We start from the raw sequence: 21982 nt of genomic DNA on the forward strand, positions 1-21982 counted from the left end.
GTTTGGGGTTCGGTCGGCGCAGGGTGTAGTGTTGTCGAGTCGACCAGGCTGTCCGCGTATGCGCGGGTGGCCATGAAAGTGGAGCGCCTGCTCCCACCCGAGTCGCCGCGACGGTGGCCGGGTCCGGTCACCGGTTCCGGGCACGTCCCGGTGCCGGATGCGCGATCATGTGATCGTGCCGACCGGTCGAGCGGGCCCTGGCATGCGCCGGGGCCTTCTGCTTTCCGGGTCGGTTCCCACCCGGGAGCCGCGGGGTCGGCAGCAGCAGATTCTCGACTCGAGGAGGCCCCATCAGCGTCGAACCACGCGTGAACGAGCAGATCCGGGCACGTGAGGTCCGACTGGTCGGCCCTGAGGGTGAGCAGGTGGGCATCGTCCCGCTGGAGCGCGCCCTTCAGCTGGCCGCGGACGTCGACCTGGACCTGGTCGAGGTTGCGCCGATGGCGCGCCCGCCGGTGTGCAAGCTCATGGACTTCGGCAAGTTCAAGTACGAGAGCGCACTGAAGGCGCGCGAAGCGCGGCGTAACCAGCAGCAGACCGTCATCAAGGAGATGAAGCTCCGGCCGAAGATCGACCCGCACGACTACGAGACCAAGAAGGGTCACGTGGTGCGGTTCCTCAAGGCCGGCGACAAGGTCAAGGTGACGATCATGTTCCGCGGTCGCGAGCAGAGTCGCCCGGAGCTGGGCTACCGGCTCCTGCGTCGGCTCGAGTCGGAGATCTCGGAGCTGGGGTACGTCGAGGCCGCGCCGAAGCAGGACGGTCGAAACATGATCATGGTGCTCGCACCGCACCGCGCCACCAAGGCCGCCGCGACGGCGGCCCGCGGTGGCGCGCTTCCGCGGGGCGAGCGGGAATCCGGCGCCCCCGAGGCGGCGCCGCCGGCCGAGGCCGGGCCCGCCGGGACCACCGGCGAGTAACAGGGGAGAAGACGTTCCACATGCCGAAGATGAAGAGCCACACGGGGATGGGCAAGCGGGTCCGGCTGACCGGCAAGGGCAAGGTCGTTGCCCAGCAGGCCGGCCTCCGGCACAACCTGGAGAAGAAGCCCTCCACCCGGACCCGCCGGCTGACCGGCACCGTCGAGCTGGCCAAGGCCGACGTGAAGCGCATCAAGAAGCTGCTCGGCCGCTGACGCGCGCCACCTGACGTAAGAAGGAGTTGAGATGGCACGCGTCAAGCGGGCTGTGAACGCCCAGAAGAAGCGCCGTACCCTGCTGGAGACCGCGAGCGGCTACCGCGGTCAGCGCTCCCGCCTGTACCGCAAGGCCAAGGAGCAGGTGCTGCACTCGATGCAGTACGCCTACCGGGACCGTCGCGACCGCAAGGGCGACTTCCGGCAGCTGTGGATCCAGCGGATCAACGCGGGCGCCCGGGCCAACGGGATGACCTACAACCGCCTGATCCAGGGCCTGAAGCTGGCCGGCGTCGAGGTCGACCGCAAGATCCTCGCCGACCTGGCCGTCAACGACGCCGCCGCCTTCGCGGGGATCGTCGAGGTCGCCCGGGCCGCGGTCGCGGCCGAGGGCACCGGCGGCGCGGCGGCCCAGGCCGCCTGATCCACCGGCAGCTGAGCGAGGCGCCCCTGTCGACGAGACGGGGGCGCCTCGTCCATGCCTGAGGACATCATGCTCTTCACCCCGCGTACGCCCCGGGTGGTGGCCGCCCGCCGGTTGCAGCGCCGCCGGGACCGCGAGGCCACCGGCCGGTTCCTGGCCGAGGGGCCGCAGGCGGTCCGCGAGGCGCTGGCCCGGCCGGGCGTGGTCACCGAGCTGTTCGGCACCCCGGCCGCGTTGGAGCGGTACGCCGACCTGGCCGCCCGTGCCTCCGGCGGCGGCGTGCCGGTCTCCCCGGTGACCGAGGACGCGCTCACCGCGCTCGCCGAGACCGTCGCCCCGCAGGGCCTGGTGGCGGTCTGCCGGCACCTCGACGTGCCGCTGGACCAGGCGCTGGCCGCCGCACCCCGGCTGGTCGCCGTGCTCGCCGAGATCCGCGACCCGGGCAACGCCGGCACCGTGCTGCGCACCGCCGACGCCGCCGGGGCGGGCGCGGTGGTCTTCGCCGGCGACGCCGTCGACCCGTACAACGGCAAGTGCGTGCGGGCCTCCGCCGGCAGCCTGTTCCACGTCGACGTGGTCCGCGCGGCCGACCCGCTGGACGTGGTCGCGGCGCTGCGCGCCGCCGGGCTCACCGTCCTCGCCACCACCGGCTACGGCGAGGACGACCTGGACGACCTCGCCGACGCCGGCCGGCTCGCCGCGCCCACCGCCTGGCTCTTCGGCTCCGAGGCGCACGGGCTGCCCGAGGCGCTCACCGGCGCCGCCGACGCCCGGGTGCGGGTGCCGCTGCACGGGCGCGCGGAGAGCCTGAACCTGGCTGCGGCCGCGGCCGTCTGCCTGTACGCTTCAGCGAGAGCACAGCGGCGGCCGTGATCCGGCCGCCCGAGGCACAGACCGCAGGGGAGAGCGTCCGCCCATGAACGCGCCACGGCGTTCGTTTAGCCAGCCCGCCGGTGTCGGCGGGCGGCGGGCCTGACCTGCTTTCCGCGCAACTCCCACCGGCGGGCTGCGGCACAGCCGCGCGTCCGTAGACTCGCTTCGCCGGCCCGTGAGGGCTGGCGCCGCCGTGAGGGAGTGCCCGTACGCCATGAGCTACCGCAACGATCCGTACGACCCGAAGCAGGTCGCCCTGCTCGACCCGGCCGCCCTGGCCGAGGCCGTGGCCGCCGCCGAGAAGGCGTTCGGCGCGGCCGGTGACCCGGACGCGCTCACCGCGCTGCGCCCGGCGCACCTCGGTGACCGGGCCCCGGTGTCCCTGGCCCGCCGGGAGATCGGCGCGTTGCCGCCAGCCGCGAAGGCCGACGCCGGCAAGCGGGTCAACGAGGCCCGCCGCGCCATCGAGACCGCGTACGCCGCCCGCCAGGAGATCCTGGAACGGGAGCAGGCGCAGCGGGTGCTGGTGGAGGAGCGCGTCGACGTCACGCTGCCCTACGACCGGCGTCCCCGCGGCGCCCGGCACCCGATCAGCACGCTGATGGAGCAGATCAGCGACCTGTTCATCGGGATGGGCTACGAGTTGGCCGAGGGCCCCGAGGTCGAGCTGGAGTGGACCAACTTCGACGCGCTGAACATCCCCGCCGACCACCCGGCCCGCGGCCTGATGGACACCTTCCACATCGCACCCGCCGCCTCCGGTGAAGCGGCGGGCTCCGGCCTGGTGCTGCGTACGCACACCTCGCCGGTGCAGGCGCGCACCATGCTGACCCGGCAGCCGCCGATCTACGTGGTGGTGCCCGGCCGGGTCTACCGCACCGACGAACTGGACGCCACCCACGCGCCGGTCTTCCACCAGGTGGAGGGGCTGGTGGTGGACAAGGGCATCACGATGGCGCACCTGCGCGGCACGCTGGACCACTTCGCCCGGGCCATGTTCGGCGAGGGCGCGAAGACCCGCTGGCGGCCGCACTACTTCCCGTTCACCGAGCCGTCGGCCGAGTTCGATGTCTGGTTCCCGGAGCACCGGGACGGGCCGCAGTGGGTCGAGTGGGGCGGCTGCGGCATGGTCAACCCGCGGGTGCTGCGCGCCTGCGGCATCGACCCGGAGGTCTACTCCGGATTCGCGTTCGGCATGGGCATCGACCGGACGGTGATGTTCCGGCACGGGGTCAGCGACATGCGGGACCTGGCCGAGGGCGACGTGCGGTTCACCCGCGCGTACGGGGTCGAGGCGTAGGGCGATGCGGGTACGAGTTACGGAGACGGTGGTCTGAGTCATGCGAGTTTCTGTCAGTTGGCTGCGGGAGTACGTCGACCTCCCCGCCGACCTGCCCACCGGCGACCTGGAGCAGGCCCTGGTCGACCTCGGCATCGAGGTCGAGTCCGTGGTGGACCTGCGGGAGACCGTCACCGGCCCGCTGGTGGTCGGTGAGGTCCGCGAGATCGAGGAGCTGACCGGCTTCAAGAAGCCGATCCGGTTCTGCCGGGTCGACGTCGGGGACGCCAACGGCACCGGCGAGCCACAGGAGATCGTCTGCGGGGCGACCAACTTCGCCCCCGGCGACCGGGTCGTGGTGATCCTCCCGGGCGGCGTGCTGCCCGGCGGCTTCGCCATCGGCGCCCGCAAGACCTACGGCCGCAACTCCAACGGCATGATCTGCTCGGCCCGGGAGCTGGGGCTCGGCGACGACCACTCCGGCATCCTGGTGCTGCCGCCGGACAGCCCGGCCAAGCCGGGTGACGACGCGCGGCCCGTGGTGGGGCTCGACGACGTCGTGGTCGAGGTGGAGATCACCCCGGACCGGGGGTACGCGCTGAGCGTGCGCGGCCTGGCCCGGGAGCTGTCGCACGCGCTCGGCGTGCCGTTCCGCGACCCGGGTCTGGCGCCCGCGCCCGGCGGCACCGAGGCGCCGGCGTACCCGGTCCAGGTACGCGACACGGTCGGCTGCGACCGGTTCGCCGCCCGGATGGTGCGCGGCGTCGACCCGACCGCGCAGAGTCCGGAGTGGCTGCAGCGCCGGCTCACCCAGGCCGGCGTGCGCGCCATCTCGCTGGCCGTCGACATCACCAACTACGTGATGCTCGAACTGGGCCAGCCGATGCACGCCTTCGACGCCGACCGGATCACCGGTCCGCTGGTGGTGCGCCGCGCCGAGCCGGGCGAGAAGCTGACCACGTTGGACGGCGTCAACCGCGTCCTCGCCGCCGAGGACATGGTCATCTGCGACGACACCGGTCCCGTCTCGCTCGCCGCGGTGATGGGCGGCGAGACCAGCGAGGTGGTGGCCAGCACCACCAACGTGCTCTTCGAGGCCGCCCACTGGGATCCGGTGATGGTCGGCCGCACCGCGCGCCGGCACAAGCTGTTCAGCGAGGCCGCGAAGCGCTGGGAGCGGGGCGTCGACCCGGCGCTGCCGCTGGTCGCCCTGGAGCGGGCGGTCCGGCTGCTCACCGAGCTCGGCGGCGGGACCGCCGGCGCGGAGATCCTGGACATCGACCACGTCCGGCCGCCCGTCCCGGTGGTGCTGCCGGTCGACCTGCCCAGCCGGCGGGTCGGCGTGACGTACCCGCCGGCGCGGGTGGTCGCCCTGCTGGAGCAGGTCGGCTGCACGGTGCTGCAGGGCACCGACCGGCTGGCCGAGGACCCGGGCGAGGTCGGCGTACCGGCCGGCGGTCCGGCGGCGCTGACCGTCACCCCGCCGAGCTGGCGGCCGGACCTGCTGCACCCGGCCGACCTGGTCGAGGAGGTGGTCCGGCTCGACGGGTACGACCGGGTGCCGTCGGTGCTGCCGCTGGCGCCCGCCGGCCGCGGCCTGACCTGGCAGCAGCGCCGCCGCCGGGCGGTCTCCCGGTCGCTGGCCGAGCGGGGGTACGTCGAGGTGCTCGCGCACCCGTTCGTCGCCCCCGAGCTGCCCGACCTGCTCGGCCTGCCGGCCGACGATCCGAGGCGGCGGGCGGTGCGGCTGGCCAACCCGCTGTCGGAGGAGGAGCCGCTGCTGCGCACCACGCTGCTCGGGCCGCTGCTCGGCATCGTCAAGCGCAACCTCGGCCGGGGCCAGCGCGACCTGGCGCTCTACGAGATCGGCGCGGTCTTCCAGCCGCGTCCGGGCGCCGGCCGCCCGCCCGCGATGGGGGTGGAGCACCGGCCCACCGAGGCCGAGTTCGCCGCCGCCGACGCGGTGCTGCCGCACCAGCCCCGGCACGTCGCGGTGGTGCTCACCGGTGACGTCGAGCCGGCCGGCTGGTGGGGCGCCGGGCGGGCGGCCGGCTGGGCGGACGCGGTCCAGGCCGGCCGGGACGTGCTCGCCGCCGCCGACATCCCGGAGCACCGGATCGAGGTGCGGGCCGCCGAGTACGCCCCGTGGCACCCGGGCCGCTGCGCCGAGCTACTGGTCGACGGCGAGGTGGTCGGGCACGCCGGTGAGCTGCACCCGGCGGTGGTGGCGGCGCTGGAGCTGCCCCGGCGGACCAGCGCCATGGAGCTGGACCTCGACGCGTTGCCGCCGGCCCCGGTGGCGCCCGCGCCGACGGTTTCCGGCTTCCCGCCGGCGCTGATCGACGTGGCGCTGGTGGTCGACGAGTCGGTGCCCGCCGCGCAGGTGCAGCGGGCCCTGGTCGAGGGCGCCGGCGAGCTGCTGGAGGGGGTGCGGTTGTTCGACGTGTACGCCTCCGAGCAGCTCGGCGCGGGCCGCAAGTCGCTGGCGTACAAGCTGACCTTCCGGGCTCCGGACCGGACGCTGACCGTGGAGGAGGCGGTGGCCGCCCGGGACGCGGCGGTGGCCCGCGCCGCGGAGCGGTTCGGCGCCGTCCTGCGCGGCGCCTGAGCCGGTGCCGCTGCTCGGCTGGCTCGCGGTGGCCGGCGCGCTCGCGTCGGCCACCGTCGGGCTGTGGTGGGCGCGCCGGCACCTGCTGCTGGTGTCGGTGGTGGGGCGCAGCATGGAGCCCACGTTGCGGGCCGGCGACCGGGTGCTGGCCCGGCGGGTGCCGGTGGAGCGGGTCCGCCCCGGCGACGTGGTAGTGGTGGCCGCCCCGGCGGCGATGACCGCCGGGCATCCCGGCCGGCCCGGCGACGCCGGCCCGGGCCTGCTCATCAAGCGGGCGTACGCGGTGCCCGGCGACCCGGTCCCGGTCGACCGGGTGCCGCTGCTGCGCGGGGGCGCCGACCCGGTGGTGCCGCCCGGGCGCCTGGTGGTGCTCGGCGACAACCCGCCGCACAGCTACGACTCGCGCGAGTGCGGTTACATCCCGGCGGCCGACCTGCTCGGCGTGGTGGTGCGGCCCCGGCTGCCGCGGCAGCGGCGCGCCGCGTGACCGGAGTCCGGCCGCGCGGCGCGCCCGACCCCGATCAGCACAGCGAGGTCATCGTGGTGGCGCCCGCGGAGCAGTAGTAGCCGCACGAGCCGCAGGTCGTGCCGCACGACGGGGTGTAGCTGCACCGCTTGAAGTGGCACATCCCGCACAGCGCGCACCACGGGTCCGGCGGGCAGCCCGCAGCCGCGGTCACCTTCGGCACGAACAGGCCGAGCATGCGCTCGCCCAGGTTTTCCAGCCGACGAAACATCTGATCACCTCCCTCGCCGCGTCGGATGCGACGGACCGTACGACGGGCGGTTACAGCGGGATACATCGTGCCGGCCGACGCCGGCCGCTGATGTATCCGTGGCTGTATCACCGGCCCCTACCGTGTGCCCTGCCCGATCCGAGCGCAGGGAGGCGCCGATGCGGTACGTCGAGGTCGCCGGCCGGCTGACGCTGGCGCTGGTGTTCCTGGCGGCGGTCGTCGGCAAGGTGCGCGGCCGGGCGGCGTTCGCCGAGTTCACCCGCTCCGTCGACCAGTTCGGCCTGCTGCCCCGGGCGTGGGTCGCGGCGGTCGCGTACCTCGCCGTGGCGGCGGAGGCGGCGGTCGTCGGGCTGCTCGCGGTGCCGGCGACGGTGCCCGCCGGTTACGCCGTGGCGATCGGCCTGCTCGGCCTGCTCAGCGCGGCGATCGTCGCGGCCGTCCGCCGGGGCCGCCGTCCCGCGTGCCGTTGCTTCGGCGCCGGCGGCGCCCCGCTCGGCGCCCGGCACGTGCTGCGCAACGTGGTGCTGCTGGCGGTCGCCGGGTTCGGTTGGGCGGTGCTCGCGCTGGCCCCGCCGGAGCCGCTGCGCCCGGCCGGCCTGCTGCTCGGCCTGGCCGCGGCGGTGCCGCTCGCCGCCCTGGTGATCCGCTTCGACGACCTCGCCGCGTTGTTCGCCCCCACCCCGTCCCGCCGGTCGCCGGCCGCGCCGGTCGCCGGTCGCCGCCGGGGATGAGCCGTCCCGAGTCCCGCCGTCCGTCGACCTAGGAGTGCGCCATGTGGTATCTGTCCGCCGCCGTCATCGTCGCCATCGTCCTCGGCCTGTTGAACCTGGTGCTGACGCTAGGCGTGATCCGCCGGCTGCGCGAGCACACCGAGCTGCTCGGCGACAAGCAGTCCACCCTGCCGGAGTCCATGCTGGAGCCCGGCTCGGTGCCCGGCGAGTTCGTCGCCACCGACCTGCGCGGGCGTACCCACACCCGCGCCGACCTGCCGCCGATGACCCTGGTGGCGTTCCTCTCGCCGGCCTGCGACCTGTGCGAGGCGCAGATCCCGGACCTGCTGGACCGGGCCCGGGAGATGCCGGGCGGGGCGGAGCACGTCTGGGTGGTGGTGGTCGGCAAGGGCCCGGAGACCGAGCCGTACGCGGCCCGCTTCGCCGACGTGGCCACCGTCTTCGTCGAGCCGGGCACCGGCCCGCTGCCGCTCGCCTTCGGGGTCAAGGGCTTCCCGGCGTTCGGTCTGCTCGACGAGCACGGCGTGGTGGCCGCCAACTCGTTCGGCATCGCCCGGTTGGACCTGCCGGTGGCGCGGTGACCGGGCCCCGGCTGTCGCCCCGGCGCGCCGCCCGGCACGCCCGGCGGGCGGTCGGTCTGACCTGGCGGGCGGCGCCCGGGGGCACGTTCGCGGACCTGCTGCTCGCGGTGGTCGGCGGCCTGGCGCCGGTGCTCGTCGCGGCGCTGACCAAGCTGGTGCTGGACCGGCTGACCACCGGCCGGGGGCCGGCCGTGCCGCTGGCCGTGCTCGGGGTCGGGCTGGCGGTGGTGGCCGCCACCAGCGTGCTCCTGCCGCACCTGCGCCGGTACGTGGAGGCCGAGCGGACCCGGGCGGTGAGCCGACTGGTCCGGGCCCACCTGTACGCGGCCGTGCAGCGCCTCGGCGGGCTGGCCCGGTTGGAGGACCCGGCGTTCCAGGACCGGTTGCAGGCCGCCCAGCAGACCGGGCACCTCGGCCCCGTCCAACTGACCGGCAACGCGCTGGCCGGGGTGCAGAGCGTGATCGTGGCCGTCGGCTTCCTCGGCGTGCTGCTGGTGCTCAGCCCGGTGGTGGGGCTGCTGGTGCTGGTGGCGGCGCTGCCCACGCTCTGGATGCAGCTGCGGCTCAACCGGGCCCGCGCGGCGATGATCCTGCACCTGGAACACTTCCAGCGACGCGACCTGTTCTTCGCCCAGTTGCTGGTGGGGCTGCCCGCGGCCAAGGAGGTGCGGCTGTTCGGCCTCGGCCGGTTCTTCGGCGACCGGATGCTCGACGAGCTGCGCGGCATGCACCGGGTGGAGCAGCGGCTGGACCGCCGGGAGGTCCGCGCGCAGGCGCTGCTCGGCCTGCTCGGCGCCGGGGTGGCCGGGGCCGGCGTGGTCTACGTGGTCACCCGCGCCGCCGCCGGCGGACTGACCCCCGGCGACGTCGCGGTCTACCTGGCCGCCGTGCCGGGGGTGCAGGGTGCGCTGGGCAGCCTGGTCGGGCAGCTCGGCGCGATCCACCAGGCGCTGCTGCTGTTCGACCACTACGACGAGGTGACCAGCGCCGAACCGGACCTGCCGGTGCCGGCCACACCCCGCCCGGTGCCGCCGCTGCGGCGCGGGATCGAGCTGCGCGACGTGTGGTTCCGGTACTCGCCGGAGCACCCGTGGGTGCTGCGCGGGGTGGACCTGTTCCTGCCCGCCGGGTCGACCACCGCGCTGGTCGGGCTCAACGGCGCCGGCAAGAGCACCCTGGTGAAGCTGCTCTGCCGGTTCTACGACCCGCAGCGCGGCACGATCAGCTGGGACGGGGTGGACCTGCGCGAGTTCGACCCGGCGGCGCTGCGGGAGCGGCTGGGCGCGGTGTTCCAGGACTTCATGCCGTACGACCTCAGTGCCGGGGAGAACATCGCGGTCGGCGACCTGGCCGCCCGGCACGACCCGGCCCGGCTGCGCGCCGCCGCCCGGCACGCCGGCATCGACGACGCCCTCACCGCCCTGCCCCGCGGCTACGACACCCTGCTCACCCGGATCTTCTTCGACGGACCGGACCGGGACGACCCGCGGGCCGGCGTGGTCCTCTCCGGCGGCCAGTGGCAGCGGATCGCGCTGGCCCGGGGCTTCCTGCGGGCCGACCGCGATCTGCTCGTGCTCGACGAGCCCAGCTCCGGCCTGGACGCGGAGGCCGAGCACGACCTGCACGCCCGGCTGCGCCGGCTGCGCGCCGGCCGGACCAGCCTGCTCATCTCGCACCGGCTGAACGCGGTGCGCGACGCCGACAACATCGTGGTGCTGGCCGACGGCCGGATCGCCGAGCACGGCGGCCACGACGAGCTGCTCGCCGCCGGCGGGGGCTACGCCCGGTTGTTCACCCTGCAGGCACGGGGCTACCGCGAGCAGAGCGCCACCCCGGCCTGAGCGGGTCGCCCGCCGGGCGCCCCGCGCGGGACACCGCCCGCGGCCCGCCCGTCGTCGGGGCGCGCGTCTCCGCGACGCCAGCCGCCTGGGCCGGCCGTCGTCGGGCCGCGCGTCCCCGCGAACGTCAGCTGCCCGGGCCGATGGCGCGGCGCTGGCCTGGCACGGTCGGTCCGGCCCGCCCGTCGTCCGGGCCGGGCCGCTCGGTGCCAGGACGGGGTTCGGGCTGCTCGGCGGCGGCGAGTTCGGCGGCGTAGAGCCGGACCAGGTCGCCGATGCGGAACCGCCCCGGCCCGGCCGGCTCGGCGAGCTGCGCGGCCACCAGCCGGTCCAGGGCCCGCGCGGCGTCCTCGGGCGGCTGGCCGGTCAGCGCGGCGGCCAGTTCGGCGGTGACCGGCCCCGGCCGGGCCCGGCCCAGCCGCCGGAACAGCGGAGCGGCCGACCCGAGCCGGCGGTAGCTGGCGGTCAACCGGGGTCGCAGCCCGGTCTCCGCGAGCCGGTAGCGCTCGTCGCGCAGCAACCGGGCCAGCCGGCCCAGCGACCAGTGCGGCCCCTCGGCGAGCCGGCGGGCGACGGTACGCAGCGCCAGCGGCAGCCCCTCGCAGAGCGCCACCACCGCGCCGGCGGCCTCCGGCTCCTCGTCCACCCGGCGGTTGCCGGCCGCCGCCCGGAGCAGGGCGAGCCCGTCCGCCGGGGGAAGCGGATCCAGCCGCAGCGGCCGGTCGGCCCCGTCGAGCACCGGGGTGCGGCTGGTCACCAGCAGCGCGCAGCCGCCGCGTACCGGCAGCAGGCCGTCGACCTGGGCGGCGTCGGCGGCGTTGTCGAGCACCAGCAGCACCCGCCGGTTGAACAGCAGGGACCGGATCCGGGCCCGGGCCTCGGCGAGGCTGGGCGGCTCCGGCCGGCAGGTCGGGCAGAGCGACCGGAGCACCCGGTTGGCCACCTGGATCGGCGGCAGCGGGGCGTCCGCGACTGAGCCGCCCAGGTCGAGGTGGAGCTGGCCGTCGGGGAAGGCGTCCAGCGCCGCGGCCGCGGCCCGGAGTGCGAGGGCCGACTTGCCGGTGCCGGCCATGCCGTAGACCGACACCGTGACCGGACGCTCGCCGGCGCCGGCCAGCGCGGCGCCGAGGCGGGCCAGTTCGGCGCGCCGCCCGACGAAGGGCGCGGTGGCGCAGGGCAGCTCGTGCGGCACCGGCGCGGGGCCGGGCCCGGTGGGCCGGCCGCGGGCGCGCGGGCGGGCGCGGTTGCCGGCCGGCAGCCGCCGCGGGTCGTGCCGGCGCACCGAGCGGTACAGCTCGGCCAGCTCGGGGCCGGGGGAGACGCCCAGCTCCCCGGCGAGCGCCCGACACGCGCTCCGGTACGTCTGCACCGCCGCGGCCTGGTCGCCGGCCCGGCACTGGGCGGTCATCAGCAGCGCCCAGGCCGGCTCCCGCAACGGGTACTCGGTCAGGTGAGCGCGGAGCAGGGCCAGCAGCGCGGGGCTGCCGGGGTCGCCCAGCTCCAGCCGGCACGCGGCGTACGCCTCCCGGGCGCCGGCCCGGCGCTCGCGCAGCCGGTCGAACGCGGCCGCCGTCACCGCCCCGTACGCCGGTGGCGGCTCGGTCTCCGACCAGAGCGCCAGCGCCCGCTCCAGCAGGTTGGCCGCGACGGCCGGCTCGCCGCGGGCGCGGGCCGCCTGGCCCTCGGTGACCAGCCGCTCGAACTCGGTGGCGTCCAGCTCACCCGGCGCCACCCGGAGCCGGTAGCCGCCGCCCTCGGCGTACAGCCGCACCGGTTCGCCCGGACCGGTGAGCAGGTGCCGCAGCTGGCTGGCGTGGCTGCGCAGGTTCGCCACCGCGGAGGCGGGCGCCTGCCCGCCCCACAGCTCCTGGCGCAGCCGCTCCACCGGGACCGCCACGCCGGCGTGCAGCAGCAGGGTGACCAGCAGCGCGGTCGGCCGGCCGGCCGGCAACCGCAGCGGGCGGCCGTCGCGGAGGACCCGGACCGGGCCGAGGATCTGGAACGACAGCCCCATGCGACCTCCGCTGTGTGCCCCCGCGGGCCGTCGTCGGCCCCACACCACCGCCGAGGTAATTATGCCAGTCGATGTATGGCTGGCGGCTCCCGTCGCGGGCGCGCGCATCGGCCGAAAGGTCAGCGGCGACGGCATGTTCGGTTACCCACGAGTCACATCACAGCGGATAACCTGCTTGGATTCCGGCTGACGCCGGAACCACACCCCCGCCACCCCCACGGGAGCCGAGAACATGTCCCAGGATCTGCCGGTCAGTACGGTCGATGTCTGCATCGTGGGCGGCTGTGGCCGGGTCGGCCTGCCGCTGGGCATCGCGTTCGCCGCGCGCGGGCTCTCGGTGGTGCTGTACGACATCAACGCCGACGCGGTCGCCACGGTGAACGCGGCGAGGCTGCCCTTCGCCGAGCCGGGGGCGGCCGAGCCGCTGGCCGAGGCGGTGGCCGCCGGCCGGCTGCGGGCGACCACCGACCCGGCCAGCGTCGGCGTCTCCGAGCACCTCGTCGTGGTCGTCGGCACCCCGGTCGACGAGCACCTCAACCCGGACCTCTCCGCCGTGCCGCGGGCGTTGGAGCGCTGCTCCGAGCACCTGCGCGACGGGCAGCTCGTGGTGCTGCGCAGCACCGTCTACCCGGGCGTCACCGCGCTGACCGAGAAGCTGCTGGCGGGCAAGGGCATCCGGGTGGACGTGGCGTTCTGCCCGGAGCGGATCGCCGAGGGCCGGGCGATGACCGAACTCTTCGCGCTGCCGCAGATCGTCGCGGCGCGTACGCCGGCGGCGCTGGCCCGGGCGGAGAAGCTGTTCCGGCACCTGACCGAGCAGATCGTGCCGCTCGAGCCGGAGGAGGCCGAGCTGGCGAAGCTGTTCACCAACACCTGGCGGTACATCAAGTTCGCCACTGCCAACCAGTTCTGGATGATGGCCAACGACTTCGGGCTGGACTTCGCCCGGATCCGGCACGCGGTGGCGTTCGAGTATCCGCGCGCGGCGGACCTGCCGATGCCGGGCTTCGCCGCCGGGCCGTGCCTGTTCAAGGACACCATGCAGCTGGCCGCGTTCAACCGGAACAACTTCGTGCTCGGCCACTCGGCGATGCTGATCAACGAGGGGTTGCCGCTCTACCTGGTGTCCCGGCTGGAGGACCGGTTCGACCTGTCCGAGCTGACCGTGGGCATCCTCGGGATGGCGTTCAAGGGCGGCAGCGACGACCCGCGGGAGAGCCTGGCGTACAAGCTGCGCAAGATCCTGGCGCTGAAGACCCGCGAGACGCTCTGCACCGACCCGTACGTGGCCGACGAGCGGCTGGTCGACCTCGACGAGGTGCTGCGCCGCGCCGACCTGCTGGTCATCGCCGCGCCGCACGAGCAGTACGCCCGGCTGGAGACCGACAAACCGGTGATCGACATGTGGGGGCTGACCGGGCAGGGGGTGCGGGTGTGAAGCCGCGCGTCTCGGTGATCGTCCCGGTCTACAACGAGGGCGCGGCGATCCTGCGCTGCCTGGAGCGGATGCTGCGGGAGGTGCTGCTCCCCGCCGAGGTGCTCATCGTGCACGACATGCCCGACGACACCACCGTCCCGTACGCCGCGGAGGTGGCCCGCACCGATCCGCGGGTGCGCACCGTGCTCAACACGTACGGCCGCGGGCCGGCGAACGCGATCCGGTTCGGCATCGACGCCGCCCGGGCCCCGGTGGTGGTGGTGACCATGGCCGACGGCTGCGACGACCCGCGCCAGATCGACGAGCTGGCCCGGCTGGTCGACCGGGGGGTGGTGGTCGCGGCGGCGTCCCGATACATGCCCGGCGGGCAGCAGGTCGGCGGCCCCCGGCTGAAGCGGATGCTGTCGCGCTGGGCCGGCCGCACCCTCTACACGTTCGCCCGGGTCGGCACCCGCGACGCCACCAACAGCTTCAAGGCGTACGACGCGGCCTTCGTCCGGGAGGTGGGGATCGAGTCCCGCACCGGCTTCGAGATCGGCCTGGAGCTGACCGCCAAGGCCAACCGGTTGCGGCTGCCGGTGGCCGAGATCCCGACGATCTGGCTGGACCGTCCGCTCGGGGAGTCCCACTTCGACCTGGGCCGCTTCCTCCCCGGCTACCTGCGGTGGTACTTCTTCGCCTACGGTCGACGGCTGAGCCGGGAGAAGCTGGCCGCGCGGACGGGCGCCGTCGCCGTGCCGCGCCAGCCGGACCCCCGGGGCAGCACCGAGTACGAGAAGACTGGATAGGAGCGCACGTGGCGAAGGTCCTGGTGACGGGTTCGGCCGGTTTCATCGGCGGCTACCTGGTGGAGGAACTGCTCGGGCGCGGCCACGAGGTGGTCGGGATCGACAACTTCTCCAAGTACGGACCGGTCACCCACAGCTACGACGACCACCCACGGTTCCGCTTCGTCGAGGGCGACGCCCGCGACGTCGACCTGCTCACCGAGCTGCTCGACGACTGCGACCACCTGGTGGCCGGCGCGGCGATGATCGGCGGCATCTCCTACTTCCACGCGTACGCCTACGACCTGCTCGCCACCAACGAGCGGATCATGGCGGCCACCTGCGACGCGGCGATCCGGGCACACCGGGAGGGCCGGCTGGCCAAGGTGACCTACCTGTCCTCCTCGATGGTGTTCGAGTCCACCGAGCACTGGCCCAGCCGCGAGGGGGACGAGCGGCGCATCCCGCCACCGCTGTCGTCGTACGGCTTCCAGAAGCTGGCCGTGGAGTACTACGCGCGGGCCGCCTGGGAGCAGTACCAGCTGCCCTACACCATCGTCCGGCCGTTCAACTGCGTCGGCGTGGGCGAGGGGCGGGCGCTCGGCCAGGCCGAGGTGCTCTCCGGCAACGTCAAGCTGGCCATGTCGCACGTGGTGCCCGACCTGGTGCAGAAGATCGTCAAGGGGCAGGACCCGCTGCACATCCTCGGCGAGGGCAACCAGGTGCGGCACTACACCTACGGCGGTGACCTGGCCCGCGGCATCGCCACCGCGATCGAGCACCCGGCGGCCCGCAACGAGGACTTCAACCTCTCCACCCCGGAGTCGACCAGCGTCCTCGAACTGGCCGAGCTGATCTGGCACAAGATCAAGGGCCCGGACGTGCCGTTCCGGTACGTCTCCGACGAGCCCTACCGGTACGACGTGCAGAAGCGGGTGCCGGACGTGACGAAGTCCCGGGAGGTGCTCGGCTTCACCGCCACCACCTCGCTGGACGAGATGCTGGACGAGGTCATCCCCTGGGTGACCCGCGCGGTCGAGGAGGGGCGCCTCTGACCGAGGCGCCACCCCGCCGGCCGGCGCTCAGGCGGTGACCACCGGCTCGCCGTCGCGCCGCTGGTCGGCACCGTCGTCCGGGCGCCGGTCGTGGCCCTCGGCCACCGGGGGCGCGGGCCGGGGGAACCACTCCACGGGCGACCCCCCGTCGCCGTCGGCCCGACCGCCGTGGTCGGCGGGCTGCCGGTCGTCGCCGGCCCCCCACCGTCCGGCGCCGGTCCGCCCCGCCGCCGCGGCGAGTCCCCACCCGGCGTCCGGGGCGGCCTCGCCGGCCACCGCGGTGCCCGTCCGCCCGGCGTCCGGCGTGGCGCCGGCCCCGGCCGGCTCGGCGTCCGGCGTGGCGTCCGCCTGCCCCACGGTCGGCTCGGCGTCGCCGGCATCCGTCCGTCCAGCCGCCACGGTGGCCGGGTGGGCCGGCGCGTCGTCCACCGCGCTGGTCGCCGCAGTGGGCCGCTCGGCCTCCGGCACCGCCGCGGTGACCGCCGCCCCGTCATGCTCCGATCCGGTCGGCTCCGCCGCGATCGGGTCCGGGGCGGCCGGCTCCGGTGCGGTCGAGTCCAGCGCGGCCGGCCGTGCGGCTGCGTCGCCGCGGCGGGGCGCCACCACCGGGAACTCCGCGGTCTCGGTGCCGCCCGCGGCCGCCGCCATCACCGCCGCCGCGGCCAGGTCGGCCACCCGCTTCGCCTCGCGGCGCACCCGGGCGCGGACCTCCCGGGCGTGCTGCTCGGCGGCCTCGGCGGCCTGCCGGGCCGCGTCCAGCCGGGCCGCCTCGTCGGTCAGTTCCCGCTGCACCTCGCTGAGCCGCCGCTGCAGCTGCACCAGCTCCCGCTCCGCGCCCGCGCAGTCCTGGCGGGCCCGGACGAGCTGCTGCTGGGCGGTCTCCAGCTCGGCGCGGAGCTGAGCCAGCGCCTCCCGCCGCTCGGTGATCTCCTGCTGGACGGCGGCGAGCTGTTCGGCGTGCGCGGCGTCCTGCTCGTCGGCGTGCTCGCGCAGCTCGGTGGCGTACTGCTGGGACTCGGCGATCAGCGACGTCAGCTCCTCCTCGACGGCCGCGCGCTGGTCGGCCAGCTCCTGCTCGACCGCGGCGCGGCGCTCGGTGAGCTCCCGCTCCACGCCGGCCCGCCACTGGGTCAGCTCCTGCTGACCGCGGGCGCGGGCCGCCTGGACCTCCTGCTGGATCTGGGTACGGGCGGCCTTGGTCAGCGCCTCGGCGGCGTTGCGGGCCTGCTCGACCTGCTGCGCGCTCTGCTCGTTGAGCCGCTGCGCCTCCTGCATCGCGTGCTGGTGGGCGGCCTCGCCCTCGGCCCGGGCCTGCTCGGCGGCCGCACGGGTCTCGGCCAGCTCCGCCTCGGCCGCCGCCTGCCGCTCCGCGTACGCCTGCTCCTGCTCGGCGCGGCGGGCGGCGGTCTCCTCCTCCAGGGCCCGCAGCGCCTCGGCGACCCGCTCCCGGGCCGCCGCCAGCACCGACTCGGCCTCTGCCCGCAGCTCCCCGGCGCGTTGCTCGGCGGCGCCGGTGATCGCCTCGGCCTGCTTCTCGGCCAGCCCGAGGATCTGCTCGACCATCGGCCCCAGGTCGCTGAAGGAGGCCCGCTCCGGCTGTGCCGGGCGCTGGCGCAACTCGGTCAGCTCGGCGCGGAGCCGCTGCAGCTGCCCATCGAGCGCCCGGATCTCGGCGGTGGCCTGTTCCCGCTCGGCGGTCAGCGTCGCGAGCCGGCCGTCGACCTGCTCGACGTAGCGGTCGACCTGCCGCTTGTCGTAGCCGCGCAGGGTGGTCTCGAACCCCGGCCGCCCGGCCGGCTCGTCGCGCGCCGGGTGCGGCTCTTCGCCGTGGGACATGCGCCATCCTCCGTACGATCCCGAGCGGTTCCGCCGACGGCTGACCGCCCACCGGCGACGAATGTGGCGCAACGCTACCGCCGCCCGGTACGGCCCGCGGTCCCACCCCACCCACCTCTTCGCGCCGGTTGCGTGGGTGTCGACCGAGTGAGGTCGGGGCGACGGAGTGTGACCGGCGTCACGTCCCATTCTCATGCATTGGGCTGCATGAACTTGCAGTGACCGATCATCATTGCTAGCGTTGATGCATAGTCATGCGGAGGTGAGTATGGGTATCCGAGTCGCGGTCGCCGGGGCCAGCGGCTACGCCGGCGGCGAGCTGCTCCGCCTGGTGGCCGGGCACCCGGAGTTCGAGCTGGTCGCGGCCACCGCGCACAGCCAGGCCGGGCACCGGGTCGACGCCGTCCACCCGCAGCTCGCCGGGCTCGACCTGGTGCTCGCCGAGACCGACCCGGCGACGCTGGCCGACGCGGACCTGGTCTTCCTGGCCCTGCCGCACGGCGAGTCGGCGGCCCTGGCCAGCCAGCTGCCGGACGAGGTGCGGGTGGTCGACCTCGGCGCCGACCACCGGCTGGCCGACCCGTACGACTGGGCGCAGTACTACGGCGGCACCCACGCCGGCCGGTGGACCTACGGCCTGCCGGAGCTGCCCGGGCAGCGGGCCGCGATCGCCGGCTCCACCCGGGTCGCCAACACCGGCTGCTACGCGGCGGCCATCACGCTCGCGCTGGCCCCGCTGATCGCCGCCGGCGCCGCCGAGCCGGCCGACGTGGTCGTGGTGGCCGCCTCCGGCACCTCGGGCGCCGGGAAGGCGGCCAAGCCGCACCTGCTCGGCAGCGAGGTGATGGGCGACCTGTCGCCCTACCGGGTCGGTACCCACCAGCACGTGCCGGAGATCAAGCAGGCCACCGGCGCCACCAGCCTCTCCTTCACCCCGGTCCTCGCGCCGATGCCGCGCGGCATCCTGGCCACCGTCACCGCCGTGCCGGCCCGCGGCGTCGATCCGCAGGCGGTGCTCGCCGAGGCGTACGCGGACGCGCCGTTCGTGCACGTGCTGCCCGAGGGGCGCTGGCCGCACACCGCCGCGACCCTCGGCTCCAACTCCTGCCACCTGCAGGCCACCGTCGACGTCGACTCCCGCCGGACGATCGTGGTCAGCGCACTGGACAACCTCGGAAAGGGCGCCGCCGGCCAGGCCGTGCAGTGCGCCAACCTCATGCTCGGCCTGCCCGAGACCACCGGCCTCACCGTCTGGGGGGTAGCGCCATGACCGTCACCGTTCCCCGTGGGTTCCGGGCCGCCGGTGTCGCGGCCGGACTGAAGGCCAGCGGCGCCAGTGACGTGGCGCTGGTGGTCAACGACGGCCCGGACGCCGGTGTGGCCGGGGTGTTCACCGCCAACCGGGTCAAGGCGGCACCGGTGCTCTGGACCGAGCAGGTGGTCCGCGGCGGCGTGGTCCGCGCCGTGGTGCTCAACTCCGGCGGCGCCAACGCCTGCACCGGCCCCGCCGGCTTCCAGGACACCCACGCCACCGCCGAACACACCGCCGGCGCGCTCAGCGCCGCCAACGCCCGGCTGATGCTGGGCGCCGGCGAGGTGGCGGTCTGCTCCACCGGCCTGATCGGCGAGCGGCTGCCCATGGCCGCGCTGCTCTCCGGCGTCAACAAGGCGGTGCGCGGGCTGTCCCGCGACGGCGGCGCCGCCGCGGCCGAGGCCATCATGACCACCGACACCCGGCCGAAGACCGCGGTGGCCCGGGGCAGCGGCTGGACCGTCGGCGGGATGGCCAAGGGCGCCGGCATGCTGGCCCCGGGGCTGGCCACCATGCTCTGCGTGCTGACCACCGACGCGGTGGCCGGGCCGGAGATGCTCGACGCCGCGCTGCGCGAGGCGTGCCGGGTCACCTTCGACCGGGTCGACTCCGACGGCTGCATGTCCACCAACGACACAGTGCTGCTGCTGGCCAGCGGCGCCAGCGGCAGCACGCCCGGCGTGGCCGAGCTGACCGCGGCGGTCACAACGGTCGCCCACGACCTGGCCCAGCAACTCGTCGCCGACGCCGAGGGCGCCACCAAGCAGATCGCGGTCGAGGTGGTCGGCGCGGCCAGCGAGGACGACGCGGTCGAGGTCGGCCGGGCGGTGGCCCGCAACAACCTGGTCAAGACCGCGCTGTTCGGCAACGACCCGAACTGGGGCCGGATCCTCGCCGCCGTCGGCACCACCGGCGCCGCCTTCGAGCCCGACGGGATCGACGTCGCGGTCAACGAGGTCTGGGTCTGCCGCTCCGGCGCCGCCGCCGAGGACCGGTCGAAGGTCGACCTCAGCGGGCGGGACGTCACCATCCGGATCGACCTGCACGCCGGCGACGCCGCGGCCACCATCTGGACCAACGACCTCTCCCACGCGTACGTGCACGAGAACTCGGCCTACTCGACATGAGCCTGACCACCGACCTCACCCGCGCCCAGGCCAAGGCCGCCACGCTGATCGAGGCGCTGCCCTGGCTGGCCCGCTTCTCCGGCTCCACCGTCGTGGTCAAGTACGGCGGCAACGCCATGGTCGACCCCGAGCTGCAACGCGCCTTCGCCGCGGACATGGTCTTCCTCCGCTACGCCGGCCTGAAGCCGGTGGTGGTGCACGGCGGCGGGCCGCAGATCTCCGCCATGCTCGGCCGCCTCGGCATCGACAGCGAGTTCCGCGGCGGCCTGCGGGTCACCACCCCGGAGGCGATGGACGTCGTCCGGATGGTGCTGGTCGGCCAGGTCGGCCGGGAACTGGTCGGGCTGATCAACGCGCACGGCCCGTTCGCGGTCGGCCTCTCCGGCGAGGACGCCGGGCTGTTCACCGCGGTGCGCCGGCCCGCGTACGTCGACGGCCAGCCGGTCGACGTCGGGCAGGTCGGCGACGTGGAGTCGGTCGACGTCTCGGCGGTCACCGACCTGATCGCGGCCGGCCGGATCCCGGTGATCTCGACCGTCGCCCCGGACGTCGACGGGGTGCTGCACAACCTCAACGCCGACACCGCCGCCGCCGCGCTCGCGGTCGCCCTGGCCGCGCGCAAGCTGGTCGTCCTCACCGACGTGCCCGGCCTCTACGCCGACTGGCCGGACACCGACAGCCTGGTCTCCGAGATCAGCACCGACGACCTGGCGAAGCTGCTGCCGCGCCTGGAGTCGGGGATGGTCCCCAAGATGGAAGCCTGCCTGCGCGCGGTGCGCCACGGTGTGCCCGCCGCGCACGTGGTCGACGGCCGGGTCGCCCACTCCACCCTGCTCGAGGTCTTCACCTCCGAGGGGTTCGGCACCATGGTCGTGAGCGCGCCGGGTGCGGGAGCGGAGCGGCCAGGCCCCGCGGTCGCCAACAAGGAAGGTTCCGTGCCGGCATGAGCACCCTCGTCGAGCGCTGGTCGCAGGCCATGATGGACAACTACGGCACGCCGCCGCTGGCCCTGGTCGCCGGCTCCGGCGCGGTCGTGGTCGACGAGGCCGGCCGGGAGTACGTCGACCTGGTCGGCGGGATCGCGGTGAACGCCCTCGGCCACGCCCACCCGGCCGTGGTGGCCGCCGTGTCCAGGCAGGTCGCGACGCTCGGACACGTCTCCAACCTCTACGTCGCCGAGCCGCCGGTGGCCCTCGCGGAGCTGCTGCTGGCGCTCGCCGGCCGCCCCGGTCGGGTCTTCTTCGCCAACTCCGGCGCGGAGGCCAACGAGACGGCGTTCAAGCTCTCCCGGCTGACCGGCCGCAGCCACGTGGTCGCCACCCGGGGCGGTTTCCACGGCCGCACCATGGGCGCGCTGGCGCTCACCGGCCAGCCGGCCAAGGCCGACCCGTTCCGGCCGCTGCCCGGCGAGGTCACCCACGTCGACTACGGCGACGTCGCCGCGCTGGAGGCGGCGGTCACCGACGCCACCGCGATGGTGATCCTGGAGCCGATCCAGGGCGAGAACGGCGTGGTCGTCCCGCCGGCCGGCTACCTGGCCGCCGCCCGGCGGATCACCGCCCGGCACGGCGCGCTGCTGGTCCTCGACGAGGTGCAGACCGGGATCGGGCGCACCGGGCACTGGTTCGCCCACCAGGCCGAGGGCGTCGACCCCGACGTGGTCACCCTGGCCAAGGGGCTCGGCGGCGGGCTGCCGCTGGGCGCCTGCCTGGCCTTCGGGCGGGCCGCCGAGCTGCTCCGCCCCGGCTCGCACGGCACCACCTTCGGCGGCAACCCGGTCAGCTGCGCGGCCGCGCTCGCGGTGGTGAGCACGATCGCCGGCGATGGGCTGCTCGACCACGTCAAGCGGGTCGGCGAGCGGCTGCGCCGGGGCATCGAGGCGCTCGGCCACCCGCTGGTGGGCGAGGTGCGCGGCGCCGGCCTGCTGCTCGGTGTGGTGCTCACCGCCCCGGTCGCGGCGGTGCTGGCCGAGGCGCTGCGGGAGACCGGCTTCCTGGTCAACCCGGTGCAACCCGGCGTGGTCCGGCTCGCCCCGCCGCTGATCCTCACCGCCGCCCAGGTCGACGCGTTCCTGGCCGCGCTGCCCGCCGCCCTGGACGCCACGACGCCCGCCGCCGCCGGTGCGACCACCCCGACCGCCCCGACCGCTCCCGCCGGTGCGACCGCCCCGACCGCGATCGCCTCGGCAGCGACCGCCCAGGCCGCTCCCGCCGCCGGCGCTCCCGCC

At 75.3% G+C, this 21982-nt stretch carries 20 protein-coding genes; 17 read left to right on the plus strand and 3 right to left on the minus strand.

What is annotated here, in order from left to right; all coding sequences use genetic code 11:
• Positions 1 to 308: 308 nt before the first annotated feature.
• From infC to DLJ47_RS24920, 7 genes are all read left to right on the plus strand, one after another.
• Positions 309 to 920: a translation initiation factor IF-3 gene (gene infC / locus DLJ47_RS24890; RefSeq protein WP_109903314.1), complete on the plus strand. Its 612-nt coding sequence runs from the start codon at positions 309 to 311 to the stop codon at positions 918 to 920.
• 20 nt (positions 921 to 940) lie between these two features.
• Positions 941 to 1135: a 50S ribosomal protein L35 gene (rpmI, locus tag DLJ47_RS24895; RefSeq protein ID WP_088994773.1), complete on the plus strand. Its 195-nt coding sequence runs from the start codon at positions 941 to 943 to the stop codon at positions 1133 to 1135.
• Between the two features lie 31 nt (positions 1136 to 1166).
• Positions 1167 to 1559: a 50S ribosomal protein L20 gene (rplT, locus tag DLJ47_RS24900; protein WP_088994772.1), complete on the plus strand. Its 393-nt coding sequence runs from the start codon at positions 1167 to 1169 to the stop codon at positions 1557 to 1559.
• A 54-nt stretch (positions 1560 to 1613) separates the two neighbouring features.
• Complete coding sequence (locus tag DLJ47_RS24905) at positions 1614 to 2432, plus strand: TrmH family RNA methyltransferase (protein ID WP_233258009.1); 819 nt, start codon at positions 1614 to 1616, stop codon at positions 2430 to 2432.
• A 214-nt stretch (positions 2433 to 2646) separates the two neighbouring features.
• Positions 2647 to 3732: a phenylalanine--tRNA ligase subunit alpha gene (gene pheS, locus DLJ47_RS24910; protein ID WP_109903316.1), complete on the plus strand. Its 1086-nt coding sequence runs from the start codon at positions 2647 to 2649 to the stop codon at positions 3730 to 3732.
• A gap of 40 nt (positions 3733 to 3772) precedes the next feature.
• Positions 3773 to 6319, plus strand: a complete 2547-nt coding sequence (gene pheT / locus DLJ47_RS24915) for a phenylalanine--tRNA ligase subunit beta (RefSeq protein ID WP_109903318.1) — start codon at positions 3773 to 3775, stop codon at positions 6317 to 6319.
• Between the two features lie 4 nt (positions 6320 to 6323).
• Entirely contained in the window at positions 6324 to 6806 is a 483-nt protein-coding gene (locus DLJ47_RS24920) for a S26 family signal peptidase (protein WP_233258010.1), read from the plus strand.
• A gap of 34 nt (positions 6807 to 6840) precedes the next feature.
• Here DLJ47_RS24920 and DLJ47_RS24925 read toward each other — a convergent pair whose 3' ends face one another.
• Positions 6841 to 7056 carry a hypothetical protein gene (locus DLJ47_RS24925; RefSeq protein ID WP_088994768.1) on the minus strand — a complete coding sequence of 72 codons (216 nt, stop codon included), beginning with the start codon at positions 7054 to 7056 and terminating at the stop codon, positions 6841 to 6843.
• A gap of 158 nt (positions 7057 to 7214) precedes the next feature.
• Between DLJ47_RS24925 and DLJ47_RS24930 the strand changes: the two genes are divergently transcribed.
• The 3 genes from DLJ47_RS24930 to DLJ47_RS24940 are packed head-to-tail and all read left to right on the plus strand — an operon-like array spanning position 7215 to position 10209.
• A complete protein-coding gene (locus DLJ47_RS24930; RefSeq protein ID WP_109903320.1) occupies positions 7215 to 7787 on the plus strand; it encodes a MauE/DoxX family redox-associated membrane protein in 573 nt (190 codons plus the stop codon).
• Positions 7788 to 7828: 41 nt separating this feature from the next.
• Positions 7829 to 8368 carry a TlpA family protein disulfide reductase gene (locus DLJ47_RS24935; protein ID WP_109903322.1) on the plus strand — a complete coding sequence of 180 codons (540 nt, stop codon included), beginning with the start codon at positions 7829 to 7831 and terminating at the stop codon, positions 8366 to 8368.
• A complete protein-coding gene (locus DLJ47_RS24940; RefSeq protein WP_109903324.1) occupies positions 8365 to 10209 on the plus strand; it encodes an ABC transporter ATP-binding protein in 1845 nt (614 codons plus the stop codon). The genes DLJ47_RS24935 and DLJ47_RS24940 overlap by 4 nt, the downstream gene beginning before the upstream one ends.
• A gap of 124 nt (positions 10210 to 10333) precedes the next feature.
• Here DLJ47_RS24940 and DLJ47_RS24945 read toward each other — a convergent pair whose 3' ends face one another.
• The gene (locus tag DLJ47_RS24945; protein WP_158289893.1) at positions 10334 to 12220 is read right to left on the minus strand and encodes an AfsR/SARP family transcriptional regulator; all 1887 of its coding nucleotides are present in this window, start codon (positions 12218 to 12220) and stop codon (positions 10334 to 10336) included.
• A gap of 232 nt (positions 12221 to 12452) precedes the next feature.
• Here DLJ47_RS24945 and DLJ47_RS24950 point away from each other — a divergent pair, with 232 nt between their 5' ends.
• Genes DLJ47_RS24950 through DLJ47_RS24960 form a run of 3 tightly spaced genes read left to right on the plus strand, consistent with a single transcriptional unit; the run spans position 12453 to position 15480 of the window.
• The gene (locus DLJ47_RS24950) at positions 12453 to 13658 is read left to right on the plus strand and encodes a nucleotide sugar dehydrogenase (protein WP_109903328.1); all 1206 of its coding nucleotides are present in this window, start codon (positions 12453 to 12455) and stop codon (positions 13656 to 13658) included.
• Complete coding sequence (locus tag DLJ47_RS24955; RefSeq protein WP_233258011.1) at positions 13655 to 14446, plus strand: glycosyltransferase family 2 protein; 792 nt, start codon at positions 13655 to 13657, stop codon at positions 14444 to 14446. The genes DLJ47_RS24950 and DLJ47_RS24955 overlap by 4 nt, the downstream gene beginning before the upstream one ends.
• Before the next feature lie 8 nt (positions 14447 to 14454).
• A complete protein-coding gene (locus DLJ47_RS24960; protein WP_109903330.1) occupies positions 14455 to 15480 on the plus strand; it encodes an NAD-dependent epimerase/dehydratase family protein in 1026 nt (341 codons plus the stop codon).
• A gap of 27 nt (positions 15481 to 15507) precedes the next feature.
• On the opposite strand, the gene DLJ47_RS24965 is transcribed toward DLJ47_RS24960, so the two are convergent.
• Positions 15508 to 17316 carry a DivIVA domain-containing protein gene (locus tag DLJ47_RS24965; protein ID WP_109903332.1) on the minus strand — a complete coding sequence of 603 codons (1809 nt, stop codon included), beginning with the start codon at positions 17314 to 17316 and terminating at the stop codon, positions 15508 to 15510.
• A 268-nt stretch (positions 17317 to 17584) separates the two neighbouring features.
• On the opposite strand from DLJ47_RS24965, the gene argC reads away from it, so the two are divergent.
• From argC to DLJ47_RS24985, 4 genes are all read left to right on the plus strand, one after another.
• On the plus strand, positions 17585 to 18586 hold the full coding sequence (gene argC / locus DLJ47_RS24970) for an N-acetyl-gamma-glutamyl-phosphate reductase (RefSeq protein ID WP_109903334.1): 1002 nt from the start codon (positions 17585 to 17587) through the stop codon (positions 18584 to 18586).
• Complete coding sequence (argJ, locus tag DLJ47_RS24975; RefSeq protein WP_109903336.1) at positions 18583 to 19755, plus strand: bifunctional glutamate N-acetyltransferase/amino-acid acetyltransferase ArgJ; 1173 nt, start codon at positions 18583 to 18585, stop codon at positions 19753 to 19755. The genes argC and argJ overlap by 4 nt, the downstream gene beginning before the upstream one ends.
• Positions 19752 to 20702, plus strand: a complete 951-nt coding sequence (gene argB, locus DLJ47_RS24980) for an acetylglutamate kinase (protein WP_109903338.1) — start codon at positions 19752 to 19754, stop codon at positions 20700 to 20702. Before argJ ends, argB begins: the two co-directional genes overlap by 4 nt.
• A partial coding sequence (locus DLJ47_RS24985) for an acetylornithine transaminase (protein ID WP_233258012.1) occupies positions 20699 to 21982 on the plus strand: 1284 nt, incomplete at its 3' end. The genes argB and DLJ47_RS24985, both read left to right, overlap by 4 nt.

It is taken from the genome of Micromonospora sp. S4605, from assembly GCF_003176715.1.
GTDB lineage: Bacteria > Actinomycetota > Actinomycetes > Mycobacteriales > Micromonosporaceae > Micromonospora > Micromonospora echinaurantiaca.